24 protein-coding genes and 1 pseudogene are annotated in these 25,093 nt (G+C 64.2%); 17 read left to right on the top strand and 8 right to left on the bottom strand.

The features are described 5' to 3' along the window. Positions 1 to 42 precede the first annotated feature (42 nt). From QCE49_RS16960 to QCE49_RS16945, 4 genes are all read right to left on the bottom strand, one after another. Positions 43 to 831, bottom strand: a complete 789-nt coding sequence (locus QCE49_RS16960; RefSeq protein WP_175981577.1) for a MetQ/NlpA family ABC transporter substrate-binding protein — start codon at positions 829 to 831, stop codon at positions 43 to 45. Further along, on the bottom strand, positions 831 to 1,871 hold the full coding sequence (locus tag QCE49_RS16955; RefSeq protein ID WP_250456969.1) for a formylglycine-generating enzyme family protein: 1,041 nt from the start codon (positions 1,869 to 1,871) through the stop codon (positions 831 to 833). The genes QCE49_RS16960 and QCE49_RS16955 overlap by 1 nt, the downstream gene beginning before the upstream one ends. A gap of 7 nt (positions 1,872 to 1,878) precedes the next feature. After that, a complete protein-coding gene (locus QCE49_RS16950) occupies positions 1,879 to 3,819 on the bottom strand; it encodes an arylsulfatase (RefSeq protein ID WP_250482025.1) in 1,941 nt (646 codons plus the stop codon). 288 nt (positions 3,820 to 4,107) lie between these two features. Continuing rightward, on the bottom strand, positions 4,108 to 5,301 hold the full coding sequence (locus tag QCE49_RS16945) for a porin (protein WP_250456967.1): 1,194 nt from the start codon (positions 5,299 to 5,301) through the stop codon (positions 4,108 to 4,110). Positions 5,302 to 5,589: 288 nt separating this feature from the next. Here QCE49_RS16945 and QCE49_RS16940 point away from each other — a divergent pair, with 288 nt between their 5' ends. The 8 genes from QCE49_RS16940 (at position 5,590) to QCE49_RS16905 (ending at position 12,785) form a co-directional block, all read left to right on the top strand. Beyond that, on the top strand, positions 5,590 to 6,057 hold the full coding sequence (locus QCE49_RS16940) for a RidA family protein (RefSeq protein WP_008346786.1): 468 nt from the start codon (positions 5,590 to 5,592) through the stop codon (positions 6,055 to 6,057). Between the two features lie 243 nt (positions 6,058 to 6,300). Continuing rightward, positions 6,301 to 7,521, top strand: a complete 1,221-nt coding sequence (soxC, locus tag QCE49_RS16935; protein WP_250457055.1) for a sulfite dehydrogenase — start codon at positions 6,301 to 6,303, stop codon at positions 7,519 to 7,521. A gap of 25 nt (positions 7,522 to 7,546) precedes the next feature. Continuing rightward, complete coding sequence (locus tag QCE49_RS16930; RefSeq protein WP_250456966.1) at positions 7,547 to 8,131, top strand: cytochrome c; 585 nt, start codon at positions 7,547 to 7,549, stop codon at positions 8,129 to 8,131. Positions 8,132 to 8,272: 141 nt separating this feature from the next. Continuing rightward, entirely contained in the window at positions 8,273 to 8,494 is a 222-nt protein-coding gene (locus tag QCE49_RS16925) for a hypothetical protein (protein WP_033535802.1), read from the top strand. Positions 8,495 to 8,659: 165 nt separating this feature from the next. Beyond that, on the top strand, positions 8,660 to 9,010 hold the full coding sequence (locus QCE49_RS16920) for a DUF3088 domain-containing protein (protein ID WP_250456965.1): 351 nt from the start codon (positions 8,660 to 8,662) through the stop codon (positions 9,008 to 9,010). Positions 9,011 to 9,034: 24 nt separating this feature from the next. Beyond that, positions 9,035 to 10,363: an LLM class flavin-dependent oxidoreductase gene (locus QCE49_RS16915; RefSeq protein WP_008346780.1), complete on the top strand. Its 1,329-nt coding sequence runs from the start codon at positions 9,035 to 9,037 to the stop codon at positions 10,361 to 10,363. Next, positions 10,363 to 11,316, top strand: a complete 954-nt coding sequence (locus QCE49_RS16910; protein WP_250437304.1) for an aliphatic sulfonate ABC transporter substrate-binding protein — start codon at positions 10,363 to 10,365, stop codon at positions 11,314 to 11,316. Before QCE49_RS16915 ends, QCE49_RS16910 begins: the two co-directional genes overlap by 1 nt. A gap of 131 nt (positions 11,317 to 11,447) precedes the next feature. Beyond that, a complete protein-coding gene (locus QCE49_RS16905; protein ID WP_250456964.1) occupies positions 11,448 to 12,785 on the top strand; it encodes an LLM class flavin-dependent oxidoreductase in 1,338 nt (445 codons plus the stop codon). A 42-nt stretch (positions 12,786 to 12,827) separates the two neighbouring features. Here QCE49_RS16905 and QCE49_RS16900 read toward each other — a convergent pair whose 3' ends face one another. Genes QCE49_RS16900 through QCE49_RS16890 form a run of 3 tightly spaced genes read right to left on the bottom strand, consistent with a single transcriptional unit; the run spans position 12,828 to position 14,447 of the window. Beyond that, positions 12,828 to 13,268 (bottom strand): OmpA family protein, encoded by a 441-nt coding sequence (locus tag QCE49_RS16900; RefSeq protein WP_160172872.1) that lies wholly within the window; start codon positions 13,266 to 13,268, stop codon positions 12,828 to 12,830. Continuing rightward, complete coding sequence (locus QCE49_RS16895; protein ID WP_175981589.1) at positions 13,249 to 13,899, bottom strand: M35 family metallo-endopeptidase; 651 nt, start codon at positions 13,897 to 13,899, stop codon at positions 13,249 to 13,251. The genes QCE49_RS16900 and QCE49_RS16895 overlap by 20 nt, the downstream gene beginning before the upstream one ends. Beyond that, positions 13,899 to 14,447, bottom strand: coding sequence for a PAAR domain-containing protein (locus QCE49_RS16890; RefSeq protein ID WP_250456963.1), 549 nt, complete (start codon positions 14,445 to 14,447; stop codon positions 13,899 to 13,901). The genes QCE49_RS16895 and QCE49_RS16890 overlap by 1 nt, the downstream gene beginning before the upstream one ends. A 165-nt stretch (positions 14,448 to 14,612) precedes the next feature. Between QCE49_RS16890 and QCE49_RS16885 the strand changes: the two are divergent. The 6 genes and pseudogenes from QCE49_RS16885 to QCE49_RS16860 form a co-directional block, all read left to right on the top strand. Continuing rightward, positions 14,613 to 14,801: pseudogene (locus QCE49_RS16885) on the top strand (IS5/IS1182 family transposase); the annotation flags it as partial. 167 nt (positions 14,802 to 14,968) lie between these two features. Beyond that, positions 14,969 to 16,567: an ABC transporter substrate-binding protein gene (locus tag QCE49_RS16880; protein WP_008346773.1), complete on the top strand. Its 1,599-nt coding sequence runs from the start codon at positions 14,969 to 14,971 to the stop codon at positions 16,565 to 16,567. A 12-nt stretch (positions 16,568 to 16,579) separates the two neighbouring features. Then, a complete protein-coding gene (locus tag QCE49_RS16875) occupies positions 16,580 to 17,560 on the top strand; it encodes an ABC transporter permease (protein ID WP_250437299.1) in 981 nt (326 codons plus the stop codon). Positions 17,561 to 17,580: 20 nt separating this feature from the next. Then, positions 17,581 to 18,534, top strand: coding sequence for an ABC transporter permease (locus QCE49_RS16870; RefSeq protein WP_250456962.1), 954 nt, complete (start codon positions 17,581 to 17,583; stop codon positions 18,532 to 18,534). Positions 18,535 to 18,548: 14 nt separating this feature from the next. Continuing rightward, positions 18,549 to 20,237: an ABC transporter ATP-binding protein gene (locus QCE49_RS16865; protein WP_250456961.1), complete on the top strand. Its 1,689-nt coding sequence runs from the start codon at positions 18,549 to 18,551 to the stop codon at positions 20,235 to 20,237. A 34-nt stretch (positions 20,238 to 20,271) separates the two neighbouring features. Then, positions 20,272 to 21,474: an acyl-CoA dehydrogenase family protein gene (locus QCE49_RS16860; RefSeq protein ID WP_250456960.1), complete on the top strand. Its 1,203-nt coding sequence runs from the start codon at positions 20,272 to 20,274 to the stop codon at positions 21,472 to 21,474. 66 nt (positions 21,475 to 21,540) lie between these two features. On the opposite strand, the gene QCE49_RS16855 is transcribed toward QCE49_RS16860, so the two are convergent. Next, on the bottom strand, positions 21,541 to 22,527 hold the full coding sequence (locus tag QCE49_RS16855; RefSeq protein WP_250456959.1) for a sulfonate ABC transporter substrate-binding protein: 987 nt from the start codon (positions 22,525 to 22,527) through the stop codon (positions 21,541 to 21,543). 266 nt (positions 22,528 to 22,793) lie between these two features. On the opposite strand from QCE49_RS16855, the gene QCE49_RS16850 reads away from it, so the two are divergent. Genes QCE49_RS16850 through QCE49_RS16840 form a run of 3 tightly spaced genes read left to right on the top strand, consistent with a single transcriptional unit; the run spans position 22,794 to position 25,087 of the window. Then, positions 22,794 to 23,615: an ABC transporter substrate-binding protein gene (locus QCE49_RS16850; RefSeq protein WP_250456958.1), complete on the top strand. Its 822-nt coding sequence runs from the start codon at positions 22,794 to 22,796 to the stop codon at positions 23,613 to 23,615. 12 nt (positions 23,616 to 23,627) lie between these two features. After that, positions 23,628 to 24,359, top strand: coding sequence for an amino acid ABC transporter permease (locus QCE49_RS16845; protein ID WP_250456957.1), 732 nt, complete (start codon positions 23,628 to 23,630; stop codon positions 24,357 to 24,359). After that, complete coding sequence (locus tag QCE49_RS16840) at positions 24,356 to 25,087, top strand: amino acid ABC transporter permease (RefSeq protein WP_250456956.1); 732 nt, start codon at positions 24,356 to 24,358, stop codon at positions 25,085 to 25,087. The genes QCE49_RS16845 and QCE49_RS16840 overlap by 4 nt, the downstream gene beginning before the upstream one ends. The last annotated feature ends 6 nt before the right edge of the window (positions 25,088 to 25,093 follow it).

Raw genomic sequence — 25,093 nt, 5'->3', positions numbered from 1 at the left:
TGCAGCATTTGCCGCACGCGGTGCAGTCGAACGAGTAGCTATTCACCAAGGCCGGCGCACGGAATCCTGATACTGCGTGAGGATGAAATGCGCGACGTCGTCGGAATGAAAGACACGAACGAGTCGCCCGACCCAGGCGGCCTTCGCGTCGCGCGTACGCACGGCGAGAACATGCTGATAAGGCGAGCGCGCATCTTCGATGCCGATGCTGTCGCGGCCCGGCTTCAGCTTGTTGCGCGCGGCGTCGTCGGCGTTCATCGCGACGAAGCTCGCCGTGTCGAGCGCTTCGTAGAGCTTCGCGCGTTCCACCCGGCGGATCTTCAGACCGAAGCGATTGCCGGCGATATCCCCGAGCGTCGGATGAAGGCCCGCGCCGTCCTTCAGCGTGATGAGCGCATAGTTCTGCAGGAGGATCAATGCGCGCGCGGTGCCGGCGGCATCGGCCGGAACGGCGACGGTCGCGCCGCGCGGCAAGTAGGCGATCGATGCGAGCTTGCGCGAGTAGAGCGCCATCGGCAAGGTCACGGTCGCGGCGACGCTTTCGATCGCGTAGCCGTTGCGCGCGCTGCGGGCGGCGAGGCTGGCTTCGTCCTCGAAACTGGCGGCATCGATCGTGCCGTTTGCGAGCGCGGCGTCGATGCGCGCGGCATCGTCGAAAGTCACGACGGCGAGCGGCAAGCCCTGCTTCGCGGCGACTTCACGCACATGCGCGACGATCGTCGCTTCCTCGCCCGGCATCACGCCGATGCGAACCGTCTGCTCCGCGGCATGCGCCGTCGTCACGAAAGAGGCTGCCAGAACCGCCCGCGCGAAAACGAATCGCGCGCGCATCAGCCGTCCCTCAGCACGGTGCGAAAGCCGATATGCGACGCGGGCAAATCCGCTTCCTGCTGCTCGCGCGACGACGCCCGGTAGCGCACGCAATAATCCTGCGCGCACAGGAACGAGCCGCCCTTGATGACCACGGCCGTGTCGTGCTTGCGCGCTGGGATCACCGCCGCCGTGTCGCCGTTCGAATGCGGCTGACGCGGACCGGTGTAAGGATCCTTCGTCCATTCCCATGCGTTGCCGATCATGTCGTACAGCCTGAAATCGTTCGCCGCATAGCAACCGACCGGCGCCAAACCCGCATGGCCGTCTTCGGCGGAGTCGAGCACGGGAAACACGCCTTGCCAGTAATTCGCCGATGGCTTGCCGCGCGCATCGCGCGGAGCGGCGTCGAGCTGCGCGCCTTCCCGCCCGGCCTTGCCCGCGTATTCCCACTCGGCCTCGGTCGGCAGATCGCGGCCGAGCCAGTGCGCGTAGGCGAGGGCGTCGGCGAGCGTCACCATCGTCACCGGACGATTTTCGTGCCCTTTCCATGTGCTCGACGATCCCGTGGGATGCTTCCACGACGCACCTTTCACCCACGACCACCACGCGAGATCGCGTGCGTTCATTTCTTCGCGCGTCGGGACATGGAACACGACAGCGCCGCCCTGACGCTCGGCTTCGGTCACATAGCCCGTCGCGTCGACGAAAGCGGCGAACTGCGCGTTGGTTACATCGGTCTGGTCGATCCAGAAGGCTCCGACCTTCGTCTTGCCATCGCCCACCGGGCGCTCGTCGTCATAACCCAGTGTGCTGCCGAAGACGAATTCGCCGCCGCGCAGGTGCACCATGCCCGCGCGCGGATCGTCGCGCCACTTGGCGGGAATGCCCGAATAGCGTTCGCATTGCTGCTCGGAGCCGAGCGGCGCCAGCGTGCGCGCGAGATTGCGCGGATCGAAGCCGTGCTCCGCGTTCACGGCGAGCGCCCCGCCGAAGCCCGCGCCGAACAACGCGAGCGTCACGGCGCCGGCGCCTGCAACGGATGTCCATCTACGACTCATCGCGCGCTCAATAGTAGCCGCGCGGCCGCAGCGGTTCGACGCCGCCCACCGTGCTCATGTAGCTGTTCCACTGCTGCACGAGACTGTCGATGACGGACGGATTCTGCGCCGATACGTCGTTGTTCTCGCCGCGATCGGCCTGCAGGTCGAAGAGCTGCCAGTGACCGTCGACGGGACCGGTCGGCGGCTCGGTCCAAAGCGCCTTCCAGCGGCCATCGGAGCTGCGCAGATAGCCGCGTCCATAGGCTTCGTCACCGAACGCGGCGGTGTGCACTTCCGCGGTGCCGTCGCCCTTGAGAATCGGGAGCAGCGACTGTCCGGTGACCGGATAGACGTAGCGGTTGTTATAGACCACCTTGCCCTTGTTCGAATCGACGCCCGTAAGCGTATTGATCGAAGCCGGCGCGGGCTGCGTCGGCGGCGTGATCTGTGCGACGGCGAGGAAGGTCGCGGTGTTGTCGGTGACGTGCGTGAAGGCGCGCAAGGTGGGCAACTGCGCCGTCTGTCCGGGCAAATGTGCGATGAGCGGTGTCGATACGCCGCCTTCGCCCGCGTAGCCCTTGGTGAGGCGGAACGGCGTCGCGCTGACTTCGGCCCAGCGCAGGCCGTATTGCAGACGCCGCGCGTTCTGCTGACCGTTGTCGGTGCCGAGCGTCGAATAGACCGCATCGGATGCGTTCGCGGTATCGGTCGCGGTCGGATCCGCGCCCGAGTCGATCGGCCAGCCTTCCGCGCCGTTATCGGACTGAAACAGGATGAACGTGTTGTCGTATTCGCCGATGTCTTTCAGATGCTGGATCAGCAGGCCGATGTTGTGATCGAGATTCTCGACCATGCCGGCATAGATTTCCATGTAGCGCGCTTGCGCCTTCTTCTCGGCGGCGGACAGGCTGTTCCACGACTTGTTGACCGTGCCGGGACCATAGTCGCTGTAGCCTTGCGCGGCGTTGTGCACGGCGCTGATGTATTTCGCGTCAGCGCTGCCATTGTTCGCCGTGGCGGGCGACGAGGTCAGCGTTTCCGGCGCGCCCTGATACGGATTGAAATCGGCGGGAATGATGCCGAGCGCCTTCTGCCGGGCAATCCGCGCATTGCGGATGACGTCGTAACCTGCGTCGTACTTGCCCGCATAGTTGTGCAAGTAAGGCTCGGGCACCTGCAAAGGCCAGTGCGGCGACGTGTAGGCTGCGTAGGCGAAGAAGGGCTTGCCGTCGCCCTTGTTCGAATCGATGTAGGAGATCAAGCGCTGCGTATAGAAGTCGGTCGAATAGAAGACGCTCGGACTGCCGCCTGCGCCGCCTGGCTGGCCGGGCTGTCCCGGCTGAACGTATTGACCGTCTTCCGTGTAGTTTTTCGAGCCTGCGGGTTCGTGCGCGAAGTGATTCGTCGCGGCGCCGCCGAGCAGCGCATAGCTATGCTCGAAGCCCCACTGATCCGGCGTTTGCCCGCCGCCTGTGGTGCTGCCTACGATTCCCGAGCCGATGTGCCACTTGCCCGCCATGTACGTGTGATAACCGCCATCCTTCAGCAACTGCGCGACCGAGAGCGCCCGGTCGTTCAGATAGCCTTCGTATCCCGGCAGGCCCTTGCGTTCGTCGGTTGGCGTGCCCATCGTGCCTTCGCCGACGAGATGGTGGTCGGTGCCTGAGATCAGCATGGCGCGCGTGATCGCGCAGACCGTGCCGGTGTGATGGTTCGTGAGGATGCGGCCCGATGCGACGAGCGCATCGAGATTCGGCGTGTTGATTTCGCCGCCGAACGCGTGGATATCCGAGTAGCCGAGATCGTCGGCCATGATGTACAGGATGTTCGGCCGTTTGGCGGCGGCGACCGGCGCGGTCGTCGGCGAGCTGTCGCTGGAAGAGCCGCACGATGCCAGCGCGAAGAGGCTGGCGACGGCGAGCGCAACGGCGGCGCGGCGGGTAGCGATCGAGCGGTGCAAGGTCATTGTCGTTATGGCGGTCCGTTGAAAGCGAGCGGCGATCTTAGCAACCGGCTCAAGGCCGCCAAAGATCGATTTCTGCTTTGCTTGTCGCCTTCAGAGATTTGAAAGAACCGCGATTGCGCGTCGCGCGAATGCGCTCGGCGACGCTCGAAGCACGAGGCTTCGAGCGTGCCTTCCGGATGCGCCCGATTCGTAAGCGCGTAGGAAAACGGTGTGAGCGCAGCGTATCGAGGGTGTCGTTCCGCGCTTTCGCCGCGGGATTTTCACCGGTTCGATGCGGTTCTTCGCAGCTCAGAAGCGCACGCGCACGCCGCCGAACGCCGCCACTTGCCGGTTCGTCGACGACGGCGTGCCCGCGTCGGCGATAGCCGCGATCTTCTGATAGCCGTTGCCGACGCGCGTCGAGGCATCGCCCGCCGCGAGCTGATAGACGCCGGAGAGATAGAGGTCGGTGCGCTTCGACAATACATAGTCGACGCCGAGCGTGAACTGATGCCAGCGCGGCTTGAGTGTCGCGCCGCCGGTGCCGGGCAGACTGTTGGCGCGGCCATCGGTGAAGGTGTACACGCCGATCAGCGTCGTCGCCGGCGTAATGTTGTAGCGGCCGTTCACATCGTAGTTGTTGAACTTGCGCGACGAGCCATCGTTGTAGTCGAGCTGCGTGTGGCTCCATGCGAAGCCGACTGTCGCGACCGATCCGATCGCGTAGTTGCCGCCCGCGACCGCCACTTGCTGCCGCGCGACGCCGCCGTTCAGGCCATAGAAGAAGGCGCCGCTGTAGTCGTCGCCGGACGTGGTCGATGCACCGCCGACCGCGCCGCTCGTGTTCGACGCGACATTCGGATGATCGAGCAGCAAATAGCCCGCGCCGAGTTGCAACGGCCCGCTGGCGTAGCTCGCCGATACGCCCCAAGCGCGGTTGTTGCCGAAGCCCGCGCCCGCGCCGTTGCTCGCCTGATTGCTGAACCCGTAGAGCGCATCGACAGTCACGCCCGCGAAGGTATCGCTCTTGAACTTCACGGCATTGTTGATGCGGAAGGTCTGATTCAGATTGTCGTTATCGCCGACGTGCGTGGCGGGCGACCAGAATCCCGGCCCCGCGAAGAGCGCAACGAGATCCGTGTTCGGATCGTACTGACGCCCGAGCGTCAGCGTGCCGATGCCCGTCTTCGCCACGCCCACATAAGCTTGCCGCCCGAATTCGCGTCCGCCTTGAGCGAGTGTGCCGTCGTTGACGCGATAGCCGCTCTCGAGCGCGAACAGCGCCTTGTAGCCGCCGCCCAGATCTTCGACGCCTTTGAGGCCCCAGCGGCTGCCGTTGAGCTTGCCGCTCGTCGCCTGCACGTTGGATGCGCCACGCTGATTGTTCGTATAGGCGAGGCCGGCGTCGATGATCCCGTACAAGGTGACGGAACTCTGTGCCTGAACGATGCCCGGAAGGGCGGCCAGTATGCCAGCGGCGCCGGCGAGTGCGACTCGTTTCATTCGCTTCCTTAGGTATTAACCATGAGTTCGAGGAAGCCGGATACTACGGTCGTGCTTACCGAAGTCCAACAAAGGATTTTTCGTTTGTAATGGTCGGAGCGTCTGATTTGGATTCCGGATTACATCGGAGAAGCGATGCAGAAATCGCGAGCAGGCGCGCAACGAACGCTTCGCGCCGCGCGAGGCCGGTCATATCGATATGAGGCTTCGTTGGTTAGCGCGCCGGCCGTTGCTGCATAACATGAGCGGCTGCGCGTGATGTCACGCATTCATACCGACAGGAGCACCATGAGCGCTGACGAAAGACTCGACCGTCTGATCGACCCCGAACGCACTTCGAGCAACCCGAAGGCGAACTATCGCAATGCCACCCGCTGGGGCGATCTCGTGTTCGTGTCGGGCAAGTCGGCGGGCGCCGCCATCGACGGTAAGCCGTCCAAAGGCAGGCTGGGTGACACGCTCACGCTCGAAGACGGCGTTTCGTTCGCACGCGAGGCGGCACTGGAACTGCTGCTCGTGCTGCGCGATGAACTCGGCTCGCTCGAGCGCGTGAAGCAGGTGCTCGACGTGCAGGGCTTCGTGAACGCCGACGCCGCCTTCGAAGACCACGCGAAGGTGCTCGACGGCGCATCGGATCTGCTGGTCGAGGTTCTGGGCGATGCCGGCGTGCACGCGCGCTCGGTGTTCGGCGCCGTGTCGTTGCGCGGCGGGCAGCCGGTGATCCTGCGCGCCGTCGTCGGCGTGAGCGACTCATGATGTCATCGCATTCGCAGGAACGCGTTAGACGATGGCGCTTAAGCAACCCTTGTCATTTGCATAGTCGCAATCGCGATGGGGCATCCCGAAACCGCGACCTATAATCGGGCGCCCGACTGCCTGTCTTCTCTGCCCGACTCATCGAGCATGCCGAAAATCCCGCGTTTCTCATCGTTTTCCGCCACACGGCCCGGCGATCCCGCGAAGCCGGAGCAACACGCTCCCGCGTCGCCGCGACGCCGGATGCTGGGCGGCCTCGCGCTGTCGGCAGCCGTGGCGCCTCACGCGAATGCGGCGTCCGGACTCTTGCAGCCGCTCAGCGTCGAGCCGTGGACGCGCATGCCTGGCGCGCCGATTCTCGATCATCCCTATGGCCTGCCATCCCCGCGCGAATCCGAGGTCGTGCGTCGCGCGGCGCGTGCGTGGCCGGTGCCGGGCGCGGCTTCGTCGCTGACGCCGCTCGCCGATCTGCACGGCGCGATCACACCGAACGGGCTTGTCTACGAACGCCATCACGCCGGTGTGCCGGATATCGACCCGGACCAGCACCGGCTCGTGATTCATGGCCTCGTGCGCGAGCCGAAGCTCTTCACGATGGACGATTTGCTGCGGCTGCCTTCCGAGTCGCGCGTGCACTTTCTCGAATGTTCGGGCAACACCGCGAGCGAATGGAAGGGGCCGAGCGGGCTGCCCGTTCAGCTCACGCACGGGCTTCTGTCGTGCTGCGAGTGGACCGGCGTGCGGCTTTCGACGTTGATCGAGGCGGCCGGCGGGCTCGCTGCGAACGACGGCCACGCGCCGCGCTGGATTCTCGCGGAGGGCGCCGATGCAGCCGCGATGACGCGCAGCCTGCCGCTCGATCGCGTGCTGGATCGCGCGCTCGTCGTGTATGCGCAGAACGGCGAGCGGCTGCGGCCGGAGAACGGCTATCCGCTGCGGCTTCTGGTCCCCGGCTTCGAAGGCAACACCAACGTGAAGTGGCTGCGCAGGCTGAAGCTCGTCGACGCGCCGCTCGAAACGCGAGAGGAAACGTCGAAATACACGAACTTGCTGGCCGATGGTCGCGCGCGCCAGTTCGTGTTCGAGATGGATGCGAAATCGGTCATCACGCGGCCATCGCCCGGGCACAAGTTGACGACTCACGGTTACTACCCGATCGTGGGGCTCGCCTGGTCGGGACGCGGTGCGATCCGTCAGGTCGAAGTATCCGTCGATGGTGGCCGCTCATGGCAAGCGGCGCGGCTCGATGGCACGCCCGGCGATCGCGCGCTCACGCGCTTTCATGCGGGATGGGTGTGGAACGGTGAACCGGCCACGATCCTCTCGCGGGCAACGGATTCGACCGGATACATCCAGCCGACGCGCGAGGCGCTCGTCGCCGCGCGCGGGCTGAACTCGAACTACCACTACAACGGCATTCAGCAATGGCGCGTCGACGCCGATGGCAGCGTGAAAAATGCATAGGGAATCAACTCGACAACTTCGCGCCGTGCGCCCGGTGATCGTGGGTCTGACGGCGCTGTGTCTTACCGCCTGCTCGGGGCCGTGGCGGGACGGGCGCGCGTCGCAGGCCGGGTTGGACGATGCAACGCATCGCGCGGCTGTCGGCACGATCGGCACGATCGGCACGCCCGTGAGCGCGGCGGACATCGCCGCGTGGAACATCGATGTCGCGCCTGACGGTCGCGGCCTGCCCGCGGGCAGCGGCGACGTGGTGACCGGTGCGCGGATCTTCGCGGCCAAGTGCGCCTCGTGTCACGGTGCGAAAGGCGAGGGCGTGCTGGGCGACCGGCTGATCGGCGGGCGTGGCACGCTCGCGAGCGAGAAGCCGGTGCGCACGGTCGGAAGCTACTGGCCGTACGCGACGACACTCTTCGATTACATTCGCCGCGCGATGCCCTATAACGCGCCGCAATCGCTGAGTGCGGACGAGGTGTATGCCGTGAGCGCGTGGATCCTGAATCAGAACGGCATCGTTCCCGACGACGCCCGCCTCGATGCCCATTCGCTTGCCGCCATCCGCATGCCGAATCGCGATGGATTCGTTCCGGACCCGCGACCGGGACGCCTTTGACATGCATGGCATGACGTAATGACGAATCGATGCGGCCGGTGATTTGCAAACGTAAAAGGATTGGTTGGCCATGCGTTCGTCGGCCCCTAGCATGAAGCGGTTCGGGCAATGTTGCCTGAATTTGCCGCGAGGACTCGCTCCATGCAATACAAAGGTTATGAGGTTGCACCCTCCGCTCAGGCCATGCCGAGCGGCTTGTATGCGGCCAACCTGACGATCGAACATCGCCGGTACGCGCACGGTGCGAGCTTCACTTTCGATGCGCTCGATTACTTCTTCGAGCGCGATCATGCGATCGCCTATGCGGCACGCTGGGCGCGGCTGTGGATCGATCAGCGCAGCGCGCGCAAGAAGCGCGGATAACGTCGACGAAGCATCGGATAGCCGCATGAGCTGTCGGTCCGGAAGGCGCCCGCGATCCGTCTTTCGTCATGCGCGCCGCAGATTTGGTTAGCAGATCCAATTCGTTCCAATCTCCGCGCGGGATGGTTACGCTGTGGCGGCTCTCAACCACGCATGACGCCGACCATGACCCAACGCGATCTACTCATTCTGCTGGAACCGGGCTTCACCGATCCGAAGCGCCCGGGCGAAGTGTTCATCTGCCCGGACGGTGCGCCGATCGAAGGTCTGCTCGCAAGCGATCCGGCGCGCAACGCGCGCCTCGATATCCGCCGCGTGCCCTTCGAGCGTCCCCGCAAGGCCGCGGTCGAAGCACTGAGCGATGCGCATCAAAGTCTGCCGGTGCTGGTGCTGGGCGATGCGTACCCCGCGCCGTCCGACGCGCAAACCGTCGGCGAGAAACGCTTCGTCACCGATACGCGCCGCATTCTCGCGTTGCTCGCCGAGCGCCACGGTTTTCCCAAAGTGCATGACTGATCCGGCAAACGAGACTATTCGCTCATGCCCCGACCTATACATCTGAATCTCTTCGTTCACGGACGCGGCCATCATGAAGCAGGCTGGCGTCATTCCGGCGCGACGCGCCAGGCGCTGACCGATATCGACTATTTTCGCGATCTCGCCGTCAGGGCCGAGCAAAGCCTGTTCGATTCCGTGTTTTTCGCCGATGCCCTCGCGCTCGGCGATGGCGCGCAATTCGTCGCGTCCGGCGCGCTCGAACCGATCACCACGCTCGCGGCGCTTTCGCAGGCGACTTCGCGCATCGGACTGATCGCGACGGCATCGACCACGTACACCGAGCCGTTCAATCTCGCGCGTCAGTTCGCTTCGCTGGATCACATTTCGCGCGGGCGCATCGGCTGGAACATCGTGACCTCGTGGGTCGGCGGCGCGGGGCCGAACTTCGGCTACGAGCAGCAGATCGAGCATGCGGAGCGCTACGCACGCGCGCACGAGTTTCTCGAAGTCGTCACGCAACTGTGGGATAGCTGGGCCGATGACGCCATCATCGATGACGCGTCGAGCGGACGCTTTCTCGATCCGGCGCGGGTGCGCAAGATCGGCTATCGCGGGAAGTTTCATCGCGTGGCGGGGCCGCTGAATCTGCCGCGCCCGCCACAGGGGCATCCGGTGCTGGTGCAGGCGGGCTCGTCGGCGACGGGCAAGGCGTTCGCCGCGCGCCATGCGGAAGCCGTCTTCACCGCGCATCTGACGAAGCAATCCGCGATCGACTTTTATGCCGAGCTCAAGGCGGGCGCGAGGGCCGCGGGCCGCTCGGAGCAGGACATCGTGATCCTGCCGGGCATCAGCGCGGCGATCGGTTCGACCGAAGCCGAAGCCAGCGCTCTGCTCGACGAACTCGACTCGATCACCGATGTCAGCGTGGGACTCGGCCGCCTGTCGAACCGCTTCGGCGGCTACGATTTCTCGACGCTGCCGCTCGATCAGCCGCTGTCCGTCGATGACTTTCCGGACCCGTCGACGGTGCAGGCCGCGCAAAGCCGCGCGGCCGTCATCACGCAACTGGTGGCGCGCGAGCGTCCGACCTTGCGCAGCCTGTTGAGGAAGCTCGCGGCGGCGCGCGGGCATTTCACGCTGTCCGGCACGCCCGAACAGATTGCAGATGTCATTGCCGACTGGACCGAAAGCCGTGCCGCCGATGGCTTCAACGTGATGCCGCCCGTACTGCCCGCGCAGCTCGAGCACTTCACCGAGCATGTCGTGCCGATTCTGCAAAGGCGCGGCCTGTTCCGGCGCGAGTACGAAGCCGCCACGCTGCGCGGTCACTACGGTCTCGCACGTCCCGCCAATCCTTATTTCAAGTCTTGATGCCGATCCGATTCCTGAAATCCATCATCGCCGCCGGTTGCTTCGCCGCCGCGTTTGCCGCGCACGCTGACGAGGGCTATCCCGCGCAGATCAACATCGGTATCCAGAAGGGCGACGGTCTCGTCGCGCTGCGGGCATCGGGCAAGCTGGAGCAGGCTTTCGCTTCGCATCACGTCAAGGTTTCGTGGCACGAGTTCGTGTATGGCGCGCCGCTCGTCGAAGCCATCAATGCGGGCGACGTCGATGTAGGCACGGTCGGCTCGACGCCGCCGATCATGGCGCAGGCGGGCGCGGCGCCATCGGTCGTGTATGTGGCGTATGCGCCGAGACTCGTCAAAAGCTATGCGATCGTCGTGCCGAAGGATTCGCCCGTGAAGGACCTGCGCGATCTGAAGGGCAGAAAGATCGCCTTCGCCAAGGGCTCGCAAGGGCACCTGTTCGTGCTGAAGGCGATGCAGGATGCCCACATGGACCCGAACGCCGCGCAGTTCACGTACCTGTCCTATGGCGATGCGCGCTCGGCGTTCGAGCGCGGCTTCATCGATGCGTGGGCCGTGCCCGATCCGCGTTACGCGGACACCGAACTGACCACCGGCGCGCGGACCATTCTCACCATCGGGGATCTGTCGGTGCCGCAATACGGCTTCTATATCGCGACGCGCGACTTCGCGCAAAAGTATCCCGCCGCGCTGCGTCTGCTGTTCGATCAGCTTGCACGTCAGACGAACGACAGCCTCGCGCATCCGCAGGATACGGCGCGCTTTCTGTCCGCCAATACGGGCGTGCCGCTCGCCGTATGGAACCGGGCGATCTCGCGCCTGGAGTGGGGCGCGAGCTATCCGATTCCCGACGACGTCCTTAGCGCGCAGCAGGACTCGGCGAATCTGGCTTTCGATACGAAGGTGATTCCGCGCCGCATCGATGTGCGCCAGGCGGTGTTGCAGATCAGGTAAGCATCGACGCGCGCGCTACGCGAGCCTTATCCGTTTAGCGCCGCTTTTCATATGCTTCGTCGAATTCGTTCGTGGCGTCGTTCGCGTCGCCCGTACAAGATGGAGAGTTATCCCTTTCTGTGGAGCTTTCCATGAGCGGCGATGCCCCGCGCCAACTGCATCTGAACATCAACGCGCTTCATTCCGGATTCGTGCCGTCGGCATGGCGTCTGCCGGATTCGGATCCGAACGTATTCCTCGACGTGAGCCACTATGTGCGCCTGGCGCAGCTGGCGGAACGCGCGTGTCTCGATGCAATCTTTCTCGCCGATAGCGCCGCGATCTCCGATCAGCTCGACATGCGCCCCATCACGGCGCTCGAACCGACAATGCTCCTCACGAGCATTGCAGCCGCGACCACGCATCTTGGGCTGATCGCGACGGCATCGACGAGTTACAACGAGCCGTATAACATCGCACGCCGATTCGCGACGCTCGATCTGATCAGCGGCGGGCGCGCGGGCTGGAACATCGTGACGACGGCGGACCTGCCGTCCGCGCGCAATTTCGGTCACGACACGGTCCCCGACCATGCAACGCGCTATGCACGCGCGGACGAGTTCGCGGCGCTCGTCAAGACGCTGTGGAATAGCTGGGATGACGACGCATTCATCGCGGACAAATCGAGCGGGCGCTTCGTCGATCTCGACAAGGTGCATCCGGCCGATCATCGTGGGCGATTCTTCAGCGTGCGCGGCGCGCTGAATCTGCCGCGCTCGGCACAGGGTCATCCGGTTCTGGTGCAGGCGGGCGCATCGGGCGACGGACGCGAGCTTGCCGCGCGTCACGCGGAAGCGGTGTTTTCGGCCTCGCAATCGTTCGATGAATCGCGTGCATATCGCGAAGATCTCAACGCGCGCTCGGCGCGTTACGGACGCGGCGCGAACGCGGTGAAAGTGCTCGCGGGACTGACGACGATCATCGGTTCGACGGAAAGCGAGGCGCTGCGACGCCGTGACGAACTCGTCGATCTGATTCCGGTGCAGTACAGCCTGAACCGCATCGCTGGCACGCTCGGCGTGCCCGTCGATTCGCTTTCGCTCGACAGGCGTTTGCCCGACGACTTGCCGCTGCCCAATGGCGGCAACGGCAATCACACGTTCTTCAACGCGACGCTCGCGCAGGCGCGCACGCATGGCTACACGGTGCGCGAGCTCATCCGTGCGCTGGCGGGCGGCGGCGGACATCGCGTGATCGTCGGCACGCCCGAGCAAGTCGCGGATGACATCGAGCACTGGTTCAGGAACGGCGCCGCCGACGGCTTCAATCTGATGCCCGACGTGCTGCCCGATGGTCTCGAAGCCTTCACGGAAGGCGTCGTGCCGATACTTCAGCGGCGCGGCATTTTCCGTCGCGCGTATGAGGGCAAGACCTTGCGCAGCCATCTGGGGTTGTCGGTGCCCGAGGGCGCGGTGCTCGACATGCATTAGGCGGGTGGTGGGGGAGCGGTGCGCGTGGCGTAGCGATCGCCTCTAGCGCGTGCAACAGTTGTTCGGGCATCCGGGACCGAACGTGATTTCCACCCGCTGCCCACCCGGCTCGGAAAACCTTCGTGGCTCACGCACGGTATAAACGCGCCCAGTTACCCACAAATGCGAACTTTGTAAGCCGAACTGCTGCATGGCGCTCCACACCTTTTGGGCCCGCTGCTCTGCCAGCTTCCTCGGCATAACCTCGATTGATTCCGCGAGGCCGACCACTTGAATAACGTCCGCGTATTCAAACTTTCGCATTTCTGCGGACCATGCCGAGAGCCGTGCCAATTCCTTGACACTGAGCGACGCAGAATTTCGCGCGAAGAGAACATCGATATTTTCTCCACGTTGATTCTGTGGGCCATCACAGGCCAGTGCTGAACCGAACCACGCGAGCAAGAGCGCCGGAATCAGGAGCTTAATTTTCAGAAAAGACACAGTACCCCGCCACGCTGTCAGCATTCACTATTGCAAGATCCGGATGCGCCTGCCCCCATTCCTTTAGCCTGAAAGTTATCGTGTACTGAGGGTCGCCCGTTGCCATCGTGTCGAGAAAATGAGTCGCCTCATGGATGATAGTTGATGCCTGCGAGTCACCTGTGCCGCTCCACGGCCGCATCGTGCAAAAGTTCAGATCGATTGCCATTGTGTGCGTGGCGGTATCCGGGGCGCATACGTGCGCCGCAACGCCATCCGTGCGTGAGTTCGGAAGGCAGCCTGTTGCATGGTCTGCTTCGCTCCCACTTCGCACTACGTTTTCGGGCCCGAAGCCGCGCACTACCTCAAGGACTTTCGTGAGTCCATCTCGAAGCCGCCTATGAGTGGCCTCGTCGTTGCGGCCGAACCATCGCCATACACGAGCCTTTTCGCTGGCGCTCCAGACATCTAACGCAGCCAGGCGCATTTCAATCTTCTGAACTGCTTCGTCCTGCGCCGCAGCGAACATCTTTCTGAATTCCGCATTCGTCATATTCGGGCAAATGCGCTCCGTGTTGACATACACATCCACGGACGAACCCTCGACCGTGTTAGTCATCGACGAATGAACTTCGAAGAACTCCTTTGCCATTACTTCACATCCTCCACCGCGACCGTCACACGCTCGGCCGCATTGGTCCTGATGCGTTGCGTCCTGCCGGCTTCGTCGGTCACGCCCTCGATGAGCGTTCCGCTTTCGCCAATCAGGCGATACGCCACGTTAGAGAGTGGCTTGCCGTTCATCTTGCTGCGAAGAACGTACGCTTCATCGAACACGGACGCCAAAGGCGCGGCAGCGATGTCGTCACTTCCAGTCGCGCAATGACGGATGGCCCCGAGACTCTCGACAAGATCTTCGTACCAAGCTTCCCCCGCGAGTCTTGCGAAGATGCGCGGATGGTCCGGACAGTCGCATATGACGACATCATTTTCTAGCGCTATCTCGCTTGCACCTAACGTCATGCGGCGCGGACCGCCTTCCTTCGCGATATAGCCGGTTGTCTTGCAGACGGGACAATATGCGGCACCGTTGATAAGCGCGGCTTGATGGCCGCTCAACGTGAAAAAGGGCCCTTTGTAATCGCAAATCTCACCGTTGTTACTTAGCTTATCGCCGACCACAGCAAACCGGCGCATCATGATTGGGCCCTGCTACCTGTTTGGTTATTCTTGCTTTTTGGCATATGTTTTCAGGCTTTTGGAAAGACGCCACTCGGTTGAAGTAGTGACGTCAGCATACGAACTCGTTGGAAAAGTTCAACGGGATGCTGGTAAAAAAATCTTCGAATCTACAAACTTCAACGTATTGCTCCGTTAAGCACGCGCGTCGAGCCTTGGTAGTACGACCGGATAATGTACGAACGTCGCAACGAAGTGGCGCGGCTGTTCCGTCGGTTGAAGGGCTTTCGTCGGATTTTCTCGTGCTTCGACAAAGTCATTCTGATGTTCATCGGCTTTATCAACTTCGCCCTCATCGTGGAAACACTTCGATAGTGTGAACACGCCTCTCGGCATTGCACCCAACGTCACATGCTTTTCGCGCCGCCATGCTTTCCATATGCATAACCGTTCGTTCACGCGCGCGCGCTGCCGTTTTATCGTGATCGCCGCGGCGCGTCATATTCGGCCGTCGAACAACGAACAGAGAGGAATGGCATCACATGGCAGGCTTCAACCGACGCGATTTTCTGGTCTCATCAGGCGCGGCGCTCGCGTCCGCCGGCCTGTCTTCGCTCGCCTTCGCGCAGGAAGCGGCACCCAGGCGTGGCGGCACGCTCAACATGTTGATCAATCCCGAGCCGCCCGTGCTCGTATCGATCTTCCAGACGACGGGCCCCGCGCTCGTCGCGAGTTCGAAGGTGCTCGAAGGTCTGCTCGCCTATGACTTCGATCTGAAGCCGAAGGCGCAGCTCGCGACCGCGTGGAACGTGAGCCCGGACGGTCTCAAGTACACGTTCACGCTGCGCCAGAACGTGAAGTGGCACGACGGCGAGCCGTTCACATCGGCGGATGTGGCGTTTTCCATCGACTTGTTGAAGTCGATCCATCCGCGCGGGCGCAGCACCTTCGCCAACGTGACGCGCGTATCGACGCCCGATGCGCGCACCGCGATCATCGAATTGTCGAAGCCCGCGCCGTATCTGCTGAAGGCGCTGTCGGCGGGCGAATCGCCGATCGTGCCGAAGCATCTCTACGCGAACGGCGATCCGCTGACGAACCCGCATAACAACGCGCCCATCGGCACCGGGCCGTTCCGCTTCAAGTCGTGGACGCGGGGCGCGAGCATCGTCTACGAGCGCAATCCGGATTACTGGGACGCGGGCAAGCCGTATATCGATTCGCTCGTGTTCAAAGTGATTCCCGATGCCGCCGCGCGCTCCGCCGCGTTCGAAACCGGCGCGCTCGATCTCGGCGGCGAGAATCCGGTGCCGCTTTCGGATCTGCCGCGTCTCACGCAATTGCCGCAGCTCGCCGTGGAAACGCGCGGTTATCGCTTTCTGGAACCGCTCTCGGAGATCGATTTCAATCTCGCGCATCCGATCCTGAAGGACGTGCGCGTGCGTCAGGCGATCGCCCATGCGATCAATCCGCAGATCGTGCAGAAGACGATCGCCTACGGTTACGCCGACATTTCTCCGACGCCGATCACGCCCGCCTCGCCGTATCACGACGCGAAGCTCGCGCCTTACGCATTCGATATCGCCAACGCGGAAAAGCTGCTCGATGCCGCGGGTTATCCGCGCAAGAACGGCGGCCCGCGCTTCCAGTTGACGCACGATTTCCTGCCTTATGGCGACATGTACCGGCGTCAGGCCGATTACGTGAAGTCGGCGCTCGCGCGTGTGGGCATCGACGTGACCGTGCGTTCGCAGGATCTGCCTTCGTTCCTCAAGCGCGTGTATGCGGACCGTCAGTTCGACTTCACGAGCATCGGCGTGAATACGTTGTTCGATCCGAGCGTGGGCGTGCAGCGTCTCTACTGGTCGAAGAACATCCGGCCCGGCGTGCCGTTCTCGAACGCGCCGCACTACAGCAATGCGGAAGTCGATACGCTGCTCGAATCGGCATCGATCGAAACGGATGAGAAGAAGCGCGTGGCGCTCTATCAGCAGTTTCAGCAGATCGTGTATCGCGACCTGCCGATCCTGAATCTCGTCGCGCCGCGCATGGTCACGCTCGCGAACCGGCGCGTGCGCAATCACACGGTGTCGGCGCAGGGGCTGGAAGGCAATCTCGCCGATGTGTGGCTGAGCGCCTGAGGACGGACGCCGATGAACCGACGCACGCGCTTCGCCGCCATCGCGCGGCGCACCGCATGGCAGGCCCTGCCGACGATGCTCGCCATCGTGGTCCTGAACTTCTTCCTGCTGAAGCTGATGCCCGGCGACGCCGCCGATGTGCTCGCGGGCGAAGCGGGCTCCGCGACCGCCGAAACGCTGCAGGCATTGCGCGCGAAGTTCGGCCTCGATCAGCCGGTGCTGCATCAGCTCGGCGCGTATCTGTCGCATCTCGCGCACGGCAGTCTCGGCTATTCGCCGCGTTACGACGCGCCCGTCATGCAGCTGATTCTGTCGCGGCTGCCGAACACCTTGCTGCTGATGGGCACGGCGCTCGCCCTTGCGATCGTCGCGGGCATCGTGCTCGGCGCGGTCATGGCGCATTGGGCGGGCAAGTGGCCGGATCGCGTGCTGTCCGTGCTCGCGCTCGTGCTGTATTCGACGCCCGGCTTCTGGATCGGCCTGCTCGCCATCGTGCTGTTCTCGGTGCATCTCGGCTGGCTGCCGAGCGGCGGCGATATCACCGTCGGCGCGTCCTTGCACGGCTTCGCGTATGCCGCCGATGTCGCGAAACATGTGCTGCTGCCGGCCGTGACGCTCGCGACTTTCTTCGTCGCCATCTACGCGCGTCTCACGCGCGCCGCGATGCTCGAAGTGAAGCGCCAGGACTTCGTGCGTACCGCGCACGCGAAGGGGCTGCATCCGCTGCGCGTCACCGTGCGTCATGTGCTGCGCAACGCGCTGATGCCGCTTACGACGATGGTCGGCATTCACTTCGGCACGCTGCTCGGCGGCGCGGCCGTCACGGAAACCGTGTTCAGTTGGCCGGGCCTCGGGCGTCTTGCGCTCGATGCCGTCATGGCGCGCGATTTCAGCGTGCTGCTCGGCGTGTTGTTGCTTTCGTCGCTGCTCGTGATCGTCGCCAACGTGACGGTCGATCTGCTGCAGGCGTGGCTCGATCCACGCATCGTCTGACTCATCGAACCTGAAAACGCATGGCTTCCGATTCCACCGAACTCGCTTCATCCGGCCACGGCTCGGCGTGGCGGCGCCAGCTCGCCGGTGCGCTATTCGGCGCGCGGCGCGCTCAACGTGCGCCTTACGCTCGCGCCTCGCGCGGCGTGTGGCGCGCGCTGCTGCGCAATCCGTCCGCGCTCGCGGGCATCGTGCTGCTGACTGCGTTCATCGCGCTTGCGCTGAGTGCGCCGTATCTTTTTCCCGGCGATCCGCTCGATATGGTCGCCGCGCCCTTCGAATGGCCGGGCAGCGACCCGCTGTATCGCCTCGGCACCGATTCGCTCGGCCGCGATGTCGCCGCCGGCATCGCGCACGGCACACGCGTGTCGCTGCTGATCGGCGCATCGGCGGCGGCGATCGGGCTCGTCATCGGCACGCTCGTCGGCGCGATCGGCGGCTTCTTCGGCGGCGTCATCGACGATCTTCTCGTGCGCGTCACCGAGCTGTTTCAAACCGTGCCGTCGTTTCTGCTCGTGATCGTGATCGTCGCGATAGGGCGGCCGAACGTGACGGTGATCGCGCTGGCCATCGGCATCGCTTCGTGGCCGACGGTCGCGCGTATCGTGCGCGCCGAGTTCCGCACGCTGCGTTCGTCGGACTTCGTGCTCGCCGCGCGCAGTCAGGGCTTTTCCGACGCGCGCATCATCTTCGGCGAGATTTTGCCGAACGCACTGCCGCCGGTGATCGTGACCGCATCGGTGATGGTCGCGAGCGCGATCCTGATCGAGTCTTCGCTGTCGTTTCTGGGCATGGGCGACCCGAACGTCGTCACATGGGGCGGCATGATCGGCGCGGGGCGCGATTCCTTGCGCACCGCGTGGTATCTGACCGCCGTGCCGGGCGCGGCGATCGTGCTCGCGGTGCTCGCGCTCAATCTGCTCGGCGACGGCCTCAACGACGCACTCAACCCGCGCATGCGCGAACGTTCCTGACCCGAGACCTGTCCGTGGCGAATCTTCTTGAAGTGCGCGATCTGCGCGTGAGTTTCGGCGCGCATCGCGCGGTGCGCGGCATCGATCTGGACATAGCCGAAGGCGAGACGCTCGCGCTCGTCGGCGAGTCCGGCTGCGGCAAATCGGCGACCGCGCTGTCGCTCATGCGGCTCGTGCCGGAGCCGGGCCGCGTGACGGGCAGCGTCCGCTTCGACGGACGCGACGTGCTCGCGCTGAGCCCGCGTGAAATGCGCGATGTGCGCGGCCGCGACATCTCGATGATCTTTCAGGAGCCGATGACATCGCTCAATCCGGTGCTCACGGTCGGCGCGCAGATCGTCGAGACCTTGCGACGGCACGAAGCGCTGTCGAAGCCAGCGGCGATGAAGCGCGCCGTCGAACTGCTCGATCTCGTGCGTATTCCGGAGCCGCATCGACGCGTCTTCGACTATCCGCACGAGCTGTCGGGCGGACAGCGCCAGCGCGTGATGATCGCGATGGCCGTCGCATGCCGTCCGCGTCTGCTGATCGCGGATGAACCGACCACCGCGCTCGACGTCACGATTCAGGCGCGCATTCTCGAACTGCTTGCCGAATTGCGGCGCGATCTGTCGATGTCGCTGCTGCTCATCACGCACGATCTCGGCGTCGTCGCCGAACATGCGGATCGCGTCGCCGTGATGCTCGCGGGCGAAAAGGTCGAGGAAGCGCCGGTGCGTCAACTCTTCGAGCGGCCGCGGCATGCGTACACGCGCGGGCTGCTGGGCGCATCGCTGAACGTGGCGACGGAGTTGCATTACCGCGACTGGAAGCTGCCGGAGATTCGTCACGTGCAAGGCGCCGATGACAAGCCCGCGTTCAACGTGACGCCGCTTGCGCCCGTCAGCGCGCCGGAAACGCGATTCGACAACGACGCGCCGCTGCTCTCGGTGCAGCATCTGACGGTCGATTATGTGCATCGGCATGGCAGGGGCGCGTTGCGCGCCGTCGACGACGTGTCGTTCGATATCGCGCGCGGCGAAACCGTGGGTCTCGTCGGCGAATCCGGCTGCGGCAAGTCGACCCTTTCGAAAGCGATCCTGCGTCTCGTGCCGGCGTCGGGTGGCGCGATCCGCCTGCGCGGCGTCGATCTCGCGCCCCTGAGCGAACGCGCGTTGCGCCCGCTGCGGGCGCAGGTGCAGATGGTGTTTCAGGACCCGTATGCGTCGCTGAATCCGCGCCGCAGCGTCGGCGACATCCTCGATACGGTGATGATCGTGAACGGCATCGCCGATGCCCGCGAACGCCGCCGACGCGCAAGCGCGATGCTCGATCGCGTCGGTTTGCCGAGCGCCGCGCTTGATCGCTATCCGCACGAGTTTTCGGGCGGTCAGCGGCAGCGCATCGGCATTGCGCGCGCGCTCGTGCTCGAGCCCGCGCTGCTGATCTGCGACGAACCCGTCTCCGCGCTCGATGTGTCCATTCAGGCGCAGATACTCAATCTGCTCGTCGAGCTGAAACGCGACCTCGGGCTCGCTTATCTCTTCATCTCGCACGATCTCTCGGTGGTGCGCTATATCGCCGACCGCGTCCATGTGATGCATGGCGGGCGCATCGTCGAAAGCGGCGATCATCGCGAGATATGGCGCGCGCCGAAGCATGCGTACACGCGCACGCTGCTCGAAGCGATTCCCGGCAAACGATTCGACGCGCAGGCCGCGTAGAGCACGCATCAATACCATAGGAACGTCACGTCATATGTCGAATAAAAATCAGAAACTCGAAGCCGCGCTCGCCGCGCTGCCTGAGCTGGCACAGGCCATCGGCGAAGATGCGGCCGCGCGCGAGGCGCGCCGCGAACTGCCGTTCGATGCCTTTGCGCTGTTTCGTCGATCGGGCCTCGGGACGTTGCGCTTTCCGCTCGAATGGGGCGGACTCGGCGGCTCGCTCGAAGACGTCTTCGACGTGATCGCAACGCTTGCCGCGCACGAAAGCAACGTCGCGCACGCGTTGCGCATTCACTTCGACCAGACCGAAGCGCTGCTGCTTGCGCCGCGCACGCCGTTCAATGCATTGCAGATCAAGCGCGTGGCGGAAGGCGCGATCTTCGGCGGCGCATCGACCGAAGCGGGCACGTCGCGCCCCGGCGAAATCACGACGCAACTTCGGCGCGAAGGCGATCACTTTCGTCTGAGCGGCCGCAAGTATTACGCGACGGGCACCGCGTTCTCCGACTACGCGCGCCTGAACGTGCAGGACGAACACGGCGAGGCCGCCATAGCCGTCGTGCCGGTTCAACGCGAGGGGCTGCGCGTGCTCGACGACTGGGACGGCATGGGGCAGCGCATGACCGCGAGCGGCAGTCTCGAGTTCGACGATCTGATCGTGTACGCGGACGAAGTCACGCCGCGCGTGCAGACGACGCTCACGGGCCGTCACGGTGGCGCGCTGCGTCAGTTGCATCTGGTGGCGGTGGCGGCGGGCATCGTACGCAACGTCGTCGCGGATGCGGAGCGCTATGTGCTGAAACACGGACGCCCCGTGCTGCATAGCGCGGCGCCGTCGGCCCGCGAGGATGCGTTCATTCAGCAGGTCGTGGGCGAATTGAGCGCGAACAGTCACGCGATCGATGCGCTCGTGCGCGACAACGCGCGCGTGCTCGAACGATCGTCGCAAGCGATCCGCAACGGCGATGCCGACGCCGACGCGCTCGTGCTGGAAGGCGCGCTCGCGACGGCGCGCACGCAGATCGTCGTCAGCAAGCTCGCGTTGAGCGCGGCGGAGCGCATGTTCGAAGCGGGCGGCGCATCGGCGACGGCGCGCGCGCATAACTTCGATCGCCACTGGCGCAATCTGCGCACGATCTTCAGCCACAATCCGCTGATGCATAAGGCGCGCGTGATCGGCGATTACGCGCTCAACGGCGTGACGACGCATCTGACCGAAGGGCGGGTGTTCTGACGTCTTGCGAGGATCGCTACACGATGCCGCGGCTTTCAGGCGCGGCGCCCGAGGCATCGACGGCCGTCAAGCAAGACCGGGCGGCGCGGCCCTCAGCACGTCGACATGTTTCGGCACCAGCCCGAGCTCGACGAAGGTGTCGGCGATCTGCTGCTGCTCCGCGATGATCGCCCGCGTGATGGCTTCCGTACCGAAGACCTGCCGGCTCACCGCGAGATCGACGACAGGTTTGGGCAGGCCCCAAAGCCGCGCGAGTTCGCTCGCGAGTTCGTCCGGATGCTGCTTGCCCCATTGATCGACGGCCTTGATCTCCTCGATGACGATCCGGATCACGTCGGCATTCTTCGCCACATAGCCTTGCGACGAAAAATAGTAGGCGCGGTTGCCCACGACGCCGCTCGCGTCCGCCACGACGCGCGCATTCAGCGACTGCTGCGCGGCGGCGAAGTACGGGTCCCAGATGACCCACGCATCGATCAAGCCGCGCTCGAAGGCGGCGCGCGCGTCGGCGGGCGCGAGATAGGCGAGTTCGACGTCGCGATACTGAAGGCCATGTTGGCGCAGCAGCTTCACGAGGAAGTAATGGACATTGCTGCCCTTGTTCAACGCGATGTGCTTGCCTTTCAAATCCGCCACCGTTTTGACGGACGATTGCGCCGGCACCAGCACGGCTTCGGAATGCGGCCGCGTCGGCGTGGCGGCGACGTAGGCGAGCGGCGCGCCGGCCGCCTGCGCGAAGATCGGCGGCGCTTCGCCCACGTCGCCGAAATCGATCGAGCCGACATTGAGCGCTTCGAGCTGCACCGGACCCGCGGAGAACTCCGTCCAGCTCACGGATACGTTGAGCGGAGCCAGACGCTTCTCCAGCGTTGCACGTCCCTTGAGCAGGTTCAGATAGCCTTTCTGATTGCCGATGCGCAACACGCGCGGCTGCGCTTGCGCGGCTTGCTGGGCGAACGATGCCGGCGTGACCGCGAGCGCGGCGGCGCCCGTCGCGGCCCGCGCGGTCAGGGAGAGAAAAGCGCGGCGATCGGTGGTTTTTGTTTTCGACATGGCGGAAGCTCTGGTTGGCGAAAGCTTCCGATGCTAAGACGAGCGCCCATTCGGACCAACGTAGCGATGCACATATCGCTATGGCAACGGAAGTCATAAGCATGTGCACGCGACGGCAATGCGGGCGTCGCGCCAAATCTCCACGCCTGCTTTCTTCGTGACAAAAACTTCGTTCCGTCGGAGCGGCGGCACCGATAGAGTGCCAGCCTCGCCATCGTGCCGCCGCCCGGCGACGCACACCGGCGCAACGAACAAGGAACTCACCAATGAAAATCAGGACCTGGGGCGCGGTGCTCGCTGCACTGCTGGCAGTGGCTTCGAATGCCGCGCATGCGGACAGGCTCGACGACATCAAGAAAGCCGGCGTGCTGCGCGTCGCGGCGTTCGACAGCAATCCGCCGTTCGGCTTCGTCGATCCGAAGGACAATCAGATCGTCGGTCTCGATGTCGACTATGCGCGCGCGGTGGCGAAGAGCCTGGGCGTCAAGCTGGAAGTGCAGCCGACCAATCCGGCCAACCGCATCGCGTTTCTGAAGTCGGGCAAGGTCGATCTCGTCTTCGCCAACTTCACGATCACCGACGAGCGCAAAAAGGAAGTCGATTTCAGCACGCCGTACTTCGCATCGGGCACGCAGTTCATCGCGAAGAAGGGCGTGCTGAAATCGCCCGATCAGATCAACAGCCTGCGCATCGGCGCGGACAAGGGAACGACGAACGAACAGCAGGTGCGGGCGAAATTCCCGAACGCGACCATCGTCGCCTATGACGACACGCCGTTCGCTTTCGCCGCGCTGCGCACGGGCAACGTGCAGGCGATCACGCAGGACGGACCGAAGCTGGTTGCGTTGCTCGCGCGCGTGCCGGACAAGGCCAGCTACGAAATTCCGGCCTTCACGATCTCCAACGATTACGAAGGCGTCGGCGTGCCGAAGGGCGAGACGCGCCTGCTCGACGCCGTGAACGGCACGCTCACCAAACTCGAAACGGACGGCGAAGCGACGCGCATTTACGACAAGTGGTTCGGCCCGAAGAGCGCCGCGCCGCTGCCGCGCCTCTTCAAGATCGGCGATCCGCAGAAGAACGGTTGATCGCCGTCGATCATGCATAGCTGGCTCGATCCGAAATATCTCGCGTGGCTGGAGCAGGGCTTCGCCGTCACGCTGATGTTGTCCGCCTGCGCGGCGATCTGCGCGACGCTGCTCGGCTTCGCGCTGGCCGTCGCGCGCACGTCGGGCAATGCGGCGCTCGCACGCGTCGCGGCATCGTATGTCTTCGTCTTTCGCAATTCGCCGCTGCTCGTCCAGTTGCTGTTCTGGTATTTCGGGGCGGCCGCGTTGCTGCCGTCCGAATGGATGACGTGGCTCAACACGCCGCATGCCGCGACGTTCGGGCCGTTCGTTTTGCGTTGGCCGAGTTTCGAGCTGTTCGCGGGCTGGATCGGATTGACCTGCTACACGACGGCGTTCATCGGCGAGGAGTTTCGTGCCGGTATGCGTGGCGTGAATGCGGCGCAAGAGCAGGCGGCGGCCGCGCTCGGCATGAGCCGCTATGCCGCGCTGCGCTACGTGATCCTGCCGCAGGCGCTGCGCATCGCGACGCCGCCGCTCGCCGGGCAATACATGAACGTGGTGAAGAACTCGTCGCTGACGATGGCGGTAGGCGTCGCGGAGCTTTCGTACATGTCGCGTCAGGTCGATACCGAGTCCTTCAGGACATTTCAGGCATTCGGCACGGCCACGGTGTTCTATGTGCTGACCATCGCGGTCATCGAAGCGGCGCTGGTCGTGTGGCAGCGCACCGGCGTGCGCGCGTTGCGGCGAGTCCACGCATGAACGAGGTCGACTGGTTCGCGTCGCTGCGCTATCTCCTGCTGGGCGCGTTTCCTTCCGGACCGCTCGGCGGCGTTGCGCTGACGCTCGCGCTTTCCATTTCCTCCGCGATTCTTGCGGCGATCATCGGGCTCGCGGGCGGCATCGCGCTTTCGATGACACGCGGCGTCGCGCAGATCCTGCTGACCGCGCTCGTTGCGTTCTTTCGCGCGATTCCCGTGCTGATGCTGATTTTCTGGACCTTCTTTCTGATGCCGATTCTGCTGCACGTCAATGTGCCGGGCCTCGCGACCGTCGTATGCGCGCTCGCGCTGATCGGCGGCGCGTATCTGTCGCATTCGGTCCATGCGGGCATCGTGTCGATCGGCAACGGGCAGTGGCAGGCGGCGATGTCGCTCGGCCTCACGCGCTGGCAGGCGCTGCGCGAAGTCGTGCTGCCGCAGGCCGTGCGCGTGATGATGCCGTCGTTCGTCAATCAATGGGTCTCGCTCATCAAGGATACGTCGCTTGCCTATATCGTCGGCGTGCCGGAATTCACGTTCCTCGCCAATCAGCTCAACAACCGGTTGATGATCTATCCGGCGCAGATCTTCCTGTTCGTCGGCTTCGTCTATCTGATGCTGTGCGGTGCGCTGCAAGCGCTCGCGCACGCACTGCTCTCGCGCCGCTCCGCAGAGCGCAGCCGGGTCCGCACGATGCCTGCAATGCAACGCAGAAAAGCTCGTTTGTGAAACGCG

It is taken from the genome of Caballeronia sp. LZ008, assembly GCF_031451435.1.
GTDB lineage: Bacteria > Pseudomonadota > Gammaproteobacteria > Burkholderiales > Burkholderiaceae > Caballeronia > Caballeronia zhejiangensis.
The sequence above is the reverse complement of the archived record's forward strand: the minus strand, read 5'-3'. Positions and strand labels throughout refer to the sequence as shown.

Bases quoted from the DNA above. Each gene is read 5' to 3' on its own strand.
- QCE49_RS16960 (WP_175981577.1), bottom strand. From the start codon at position 831: ATGCGCGCGCGATTCGTTTTCGCGCGGGCGGTTCTGGCAGCCTCTTTC.
- QCE49_RS16955 (WP_250456969.1), bottom strand. From the start codon at position 1,871: ATGAGTCGTAGATGGACATCCGTTGCAGGCGCCGGCGCCGTGACGCTC.
- QCE49_RS16950 (WP_250482025.1), bottom strand. From the start codon at position 3,819: ATGACCTTGCACCGCTCGATCGCTACCCGCCGCGCCGCCGTTGCGCTC.
- QCE49_RS16945 (WP_250456967.1), bottom strand. From the start codon at position 5,301: ATGAAACGAGTCGCACTCGCCGGCGCCGCTGGCATACTGGCCGCCCTT.
- QCE49_RS16940 (WP_008346786.1), top strand. From the start codon at position 5,590: ATGAGCGCTGACGAAAGACTCGACCGTCTGATCGACCCCGAACGCACT.
- soxC (WP_250457055.1), top strand. From the start codon at position 6,301: ATGCTGGGCGGCCTCGCGCTGTCGGCAGCCGTGGCGCCTCACGCGAAT.
- QCE49_RS16925 (WP_033535802.1), top strand. From the start codon at position 8,273: ATGCAATACAAAGGTTATGAGGTTGCACCCTCCGCTCAGGCCATGCCG.
- QCE49_RS16920 (WP_250456965.1), top strand. From the start codon at position 8,660: ATGACCCAACGCGATCTACTCATTCTGCTGGAACCGGGCTTCACCGAT.
- QCE49_RS16915 (WP_008346780.1), top strand. From the start codon at position 9,035: ATGCCCCGACCTATACATCTGAATCTCTTCGTTCACGGACGCGGCCAT.
- QCE49_RS16910 (WP_250437304.1), top strand. From the start codon at position 10,363: ATGCCGATCCGATTCCTGAAATCCATCATCGCCGCCGGTTGCTTCGCC.
- QCE49_RS16905 (WP_250456964.1), top strand. From the start codon at position 11,448: ATGAGCGGCGATGCCCCGCGCCAACTGCATCTGAACATCAACGCGCTT.
- QCE49_RS16895 (WP_175981589.1), bottom strand. From the start codon at position 13,899: ATGGCAAAGGAGTTCTTCGAAGTTCATTCGTCGATGACTAACACGGTC.
- QCE49_RS16890 (WP_250456963.1), bottom strand. From the start codon at position 14,447: ATGATGCGCCGGTTTGCTGTGGTCGGCGATAAGCTAAGTAACAACGGT.
- QCE49_RS16880 (WP_008346773.1), top strand. From the start codon at position 14,969: ATGGCAGGCTTCAACCGACGCGATTTTCTGGTCTCATCAGGCGCGGCG.
- QCE49_RS16875 (WP_250437299.1), top strand. From the start codon at position 16,580: ATGAACCGACGCACGCGCTTCGCCGCCATCGCGCGGCGCACCGCATGG.
- QCE49_RS16870 (WP_250456962.1), top strand. From the start codon at position 17,581: ATGGCTTCCGATTCCACCGAACTCGCTTCATCCGGCCACGGCTCGGCG.
- QCE49_RS16860 (WP_250456960.1), top strand. From the start codon at position 20,272: ATGTCGAATAAAAATCAGAAACTCGAAGCCGCGCTCGCCGCGCTGCCT.
- QCE49_RS16855 (WP_250456959.1), bottom strand. From the start codon at position 22,527: ATGTCGAAAACAAAAACCACCGATCGCCGCGCTTTTCTCTCCCTGACC.
- QCE49_RS16850 (WP_250456958.1), top strand. From the start codon at position 22,794: ATGAAAATCAGGACCTGGGGCGCGGTGCTCGCTGCACTGCTGGCAGTG.
- QCE49_RS16845 (WP_250456957.1), top strand. From the start codon at position 23,628: ATGCATAGCTGGCTCGATCCGAAATATCTCGCGTGGCTGGAGCAGGGC.
- QCE49_RS16840 (WP_250456956.1), top strand. From the start codon at position 24,356: ATGAACGAGGTCGACTGGTTCGCGTCGCTGCGCTATCTCCTGCTGGGC.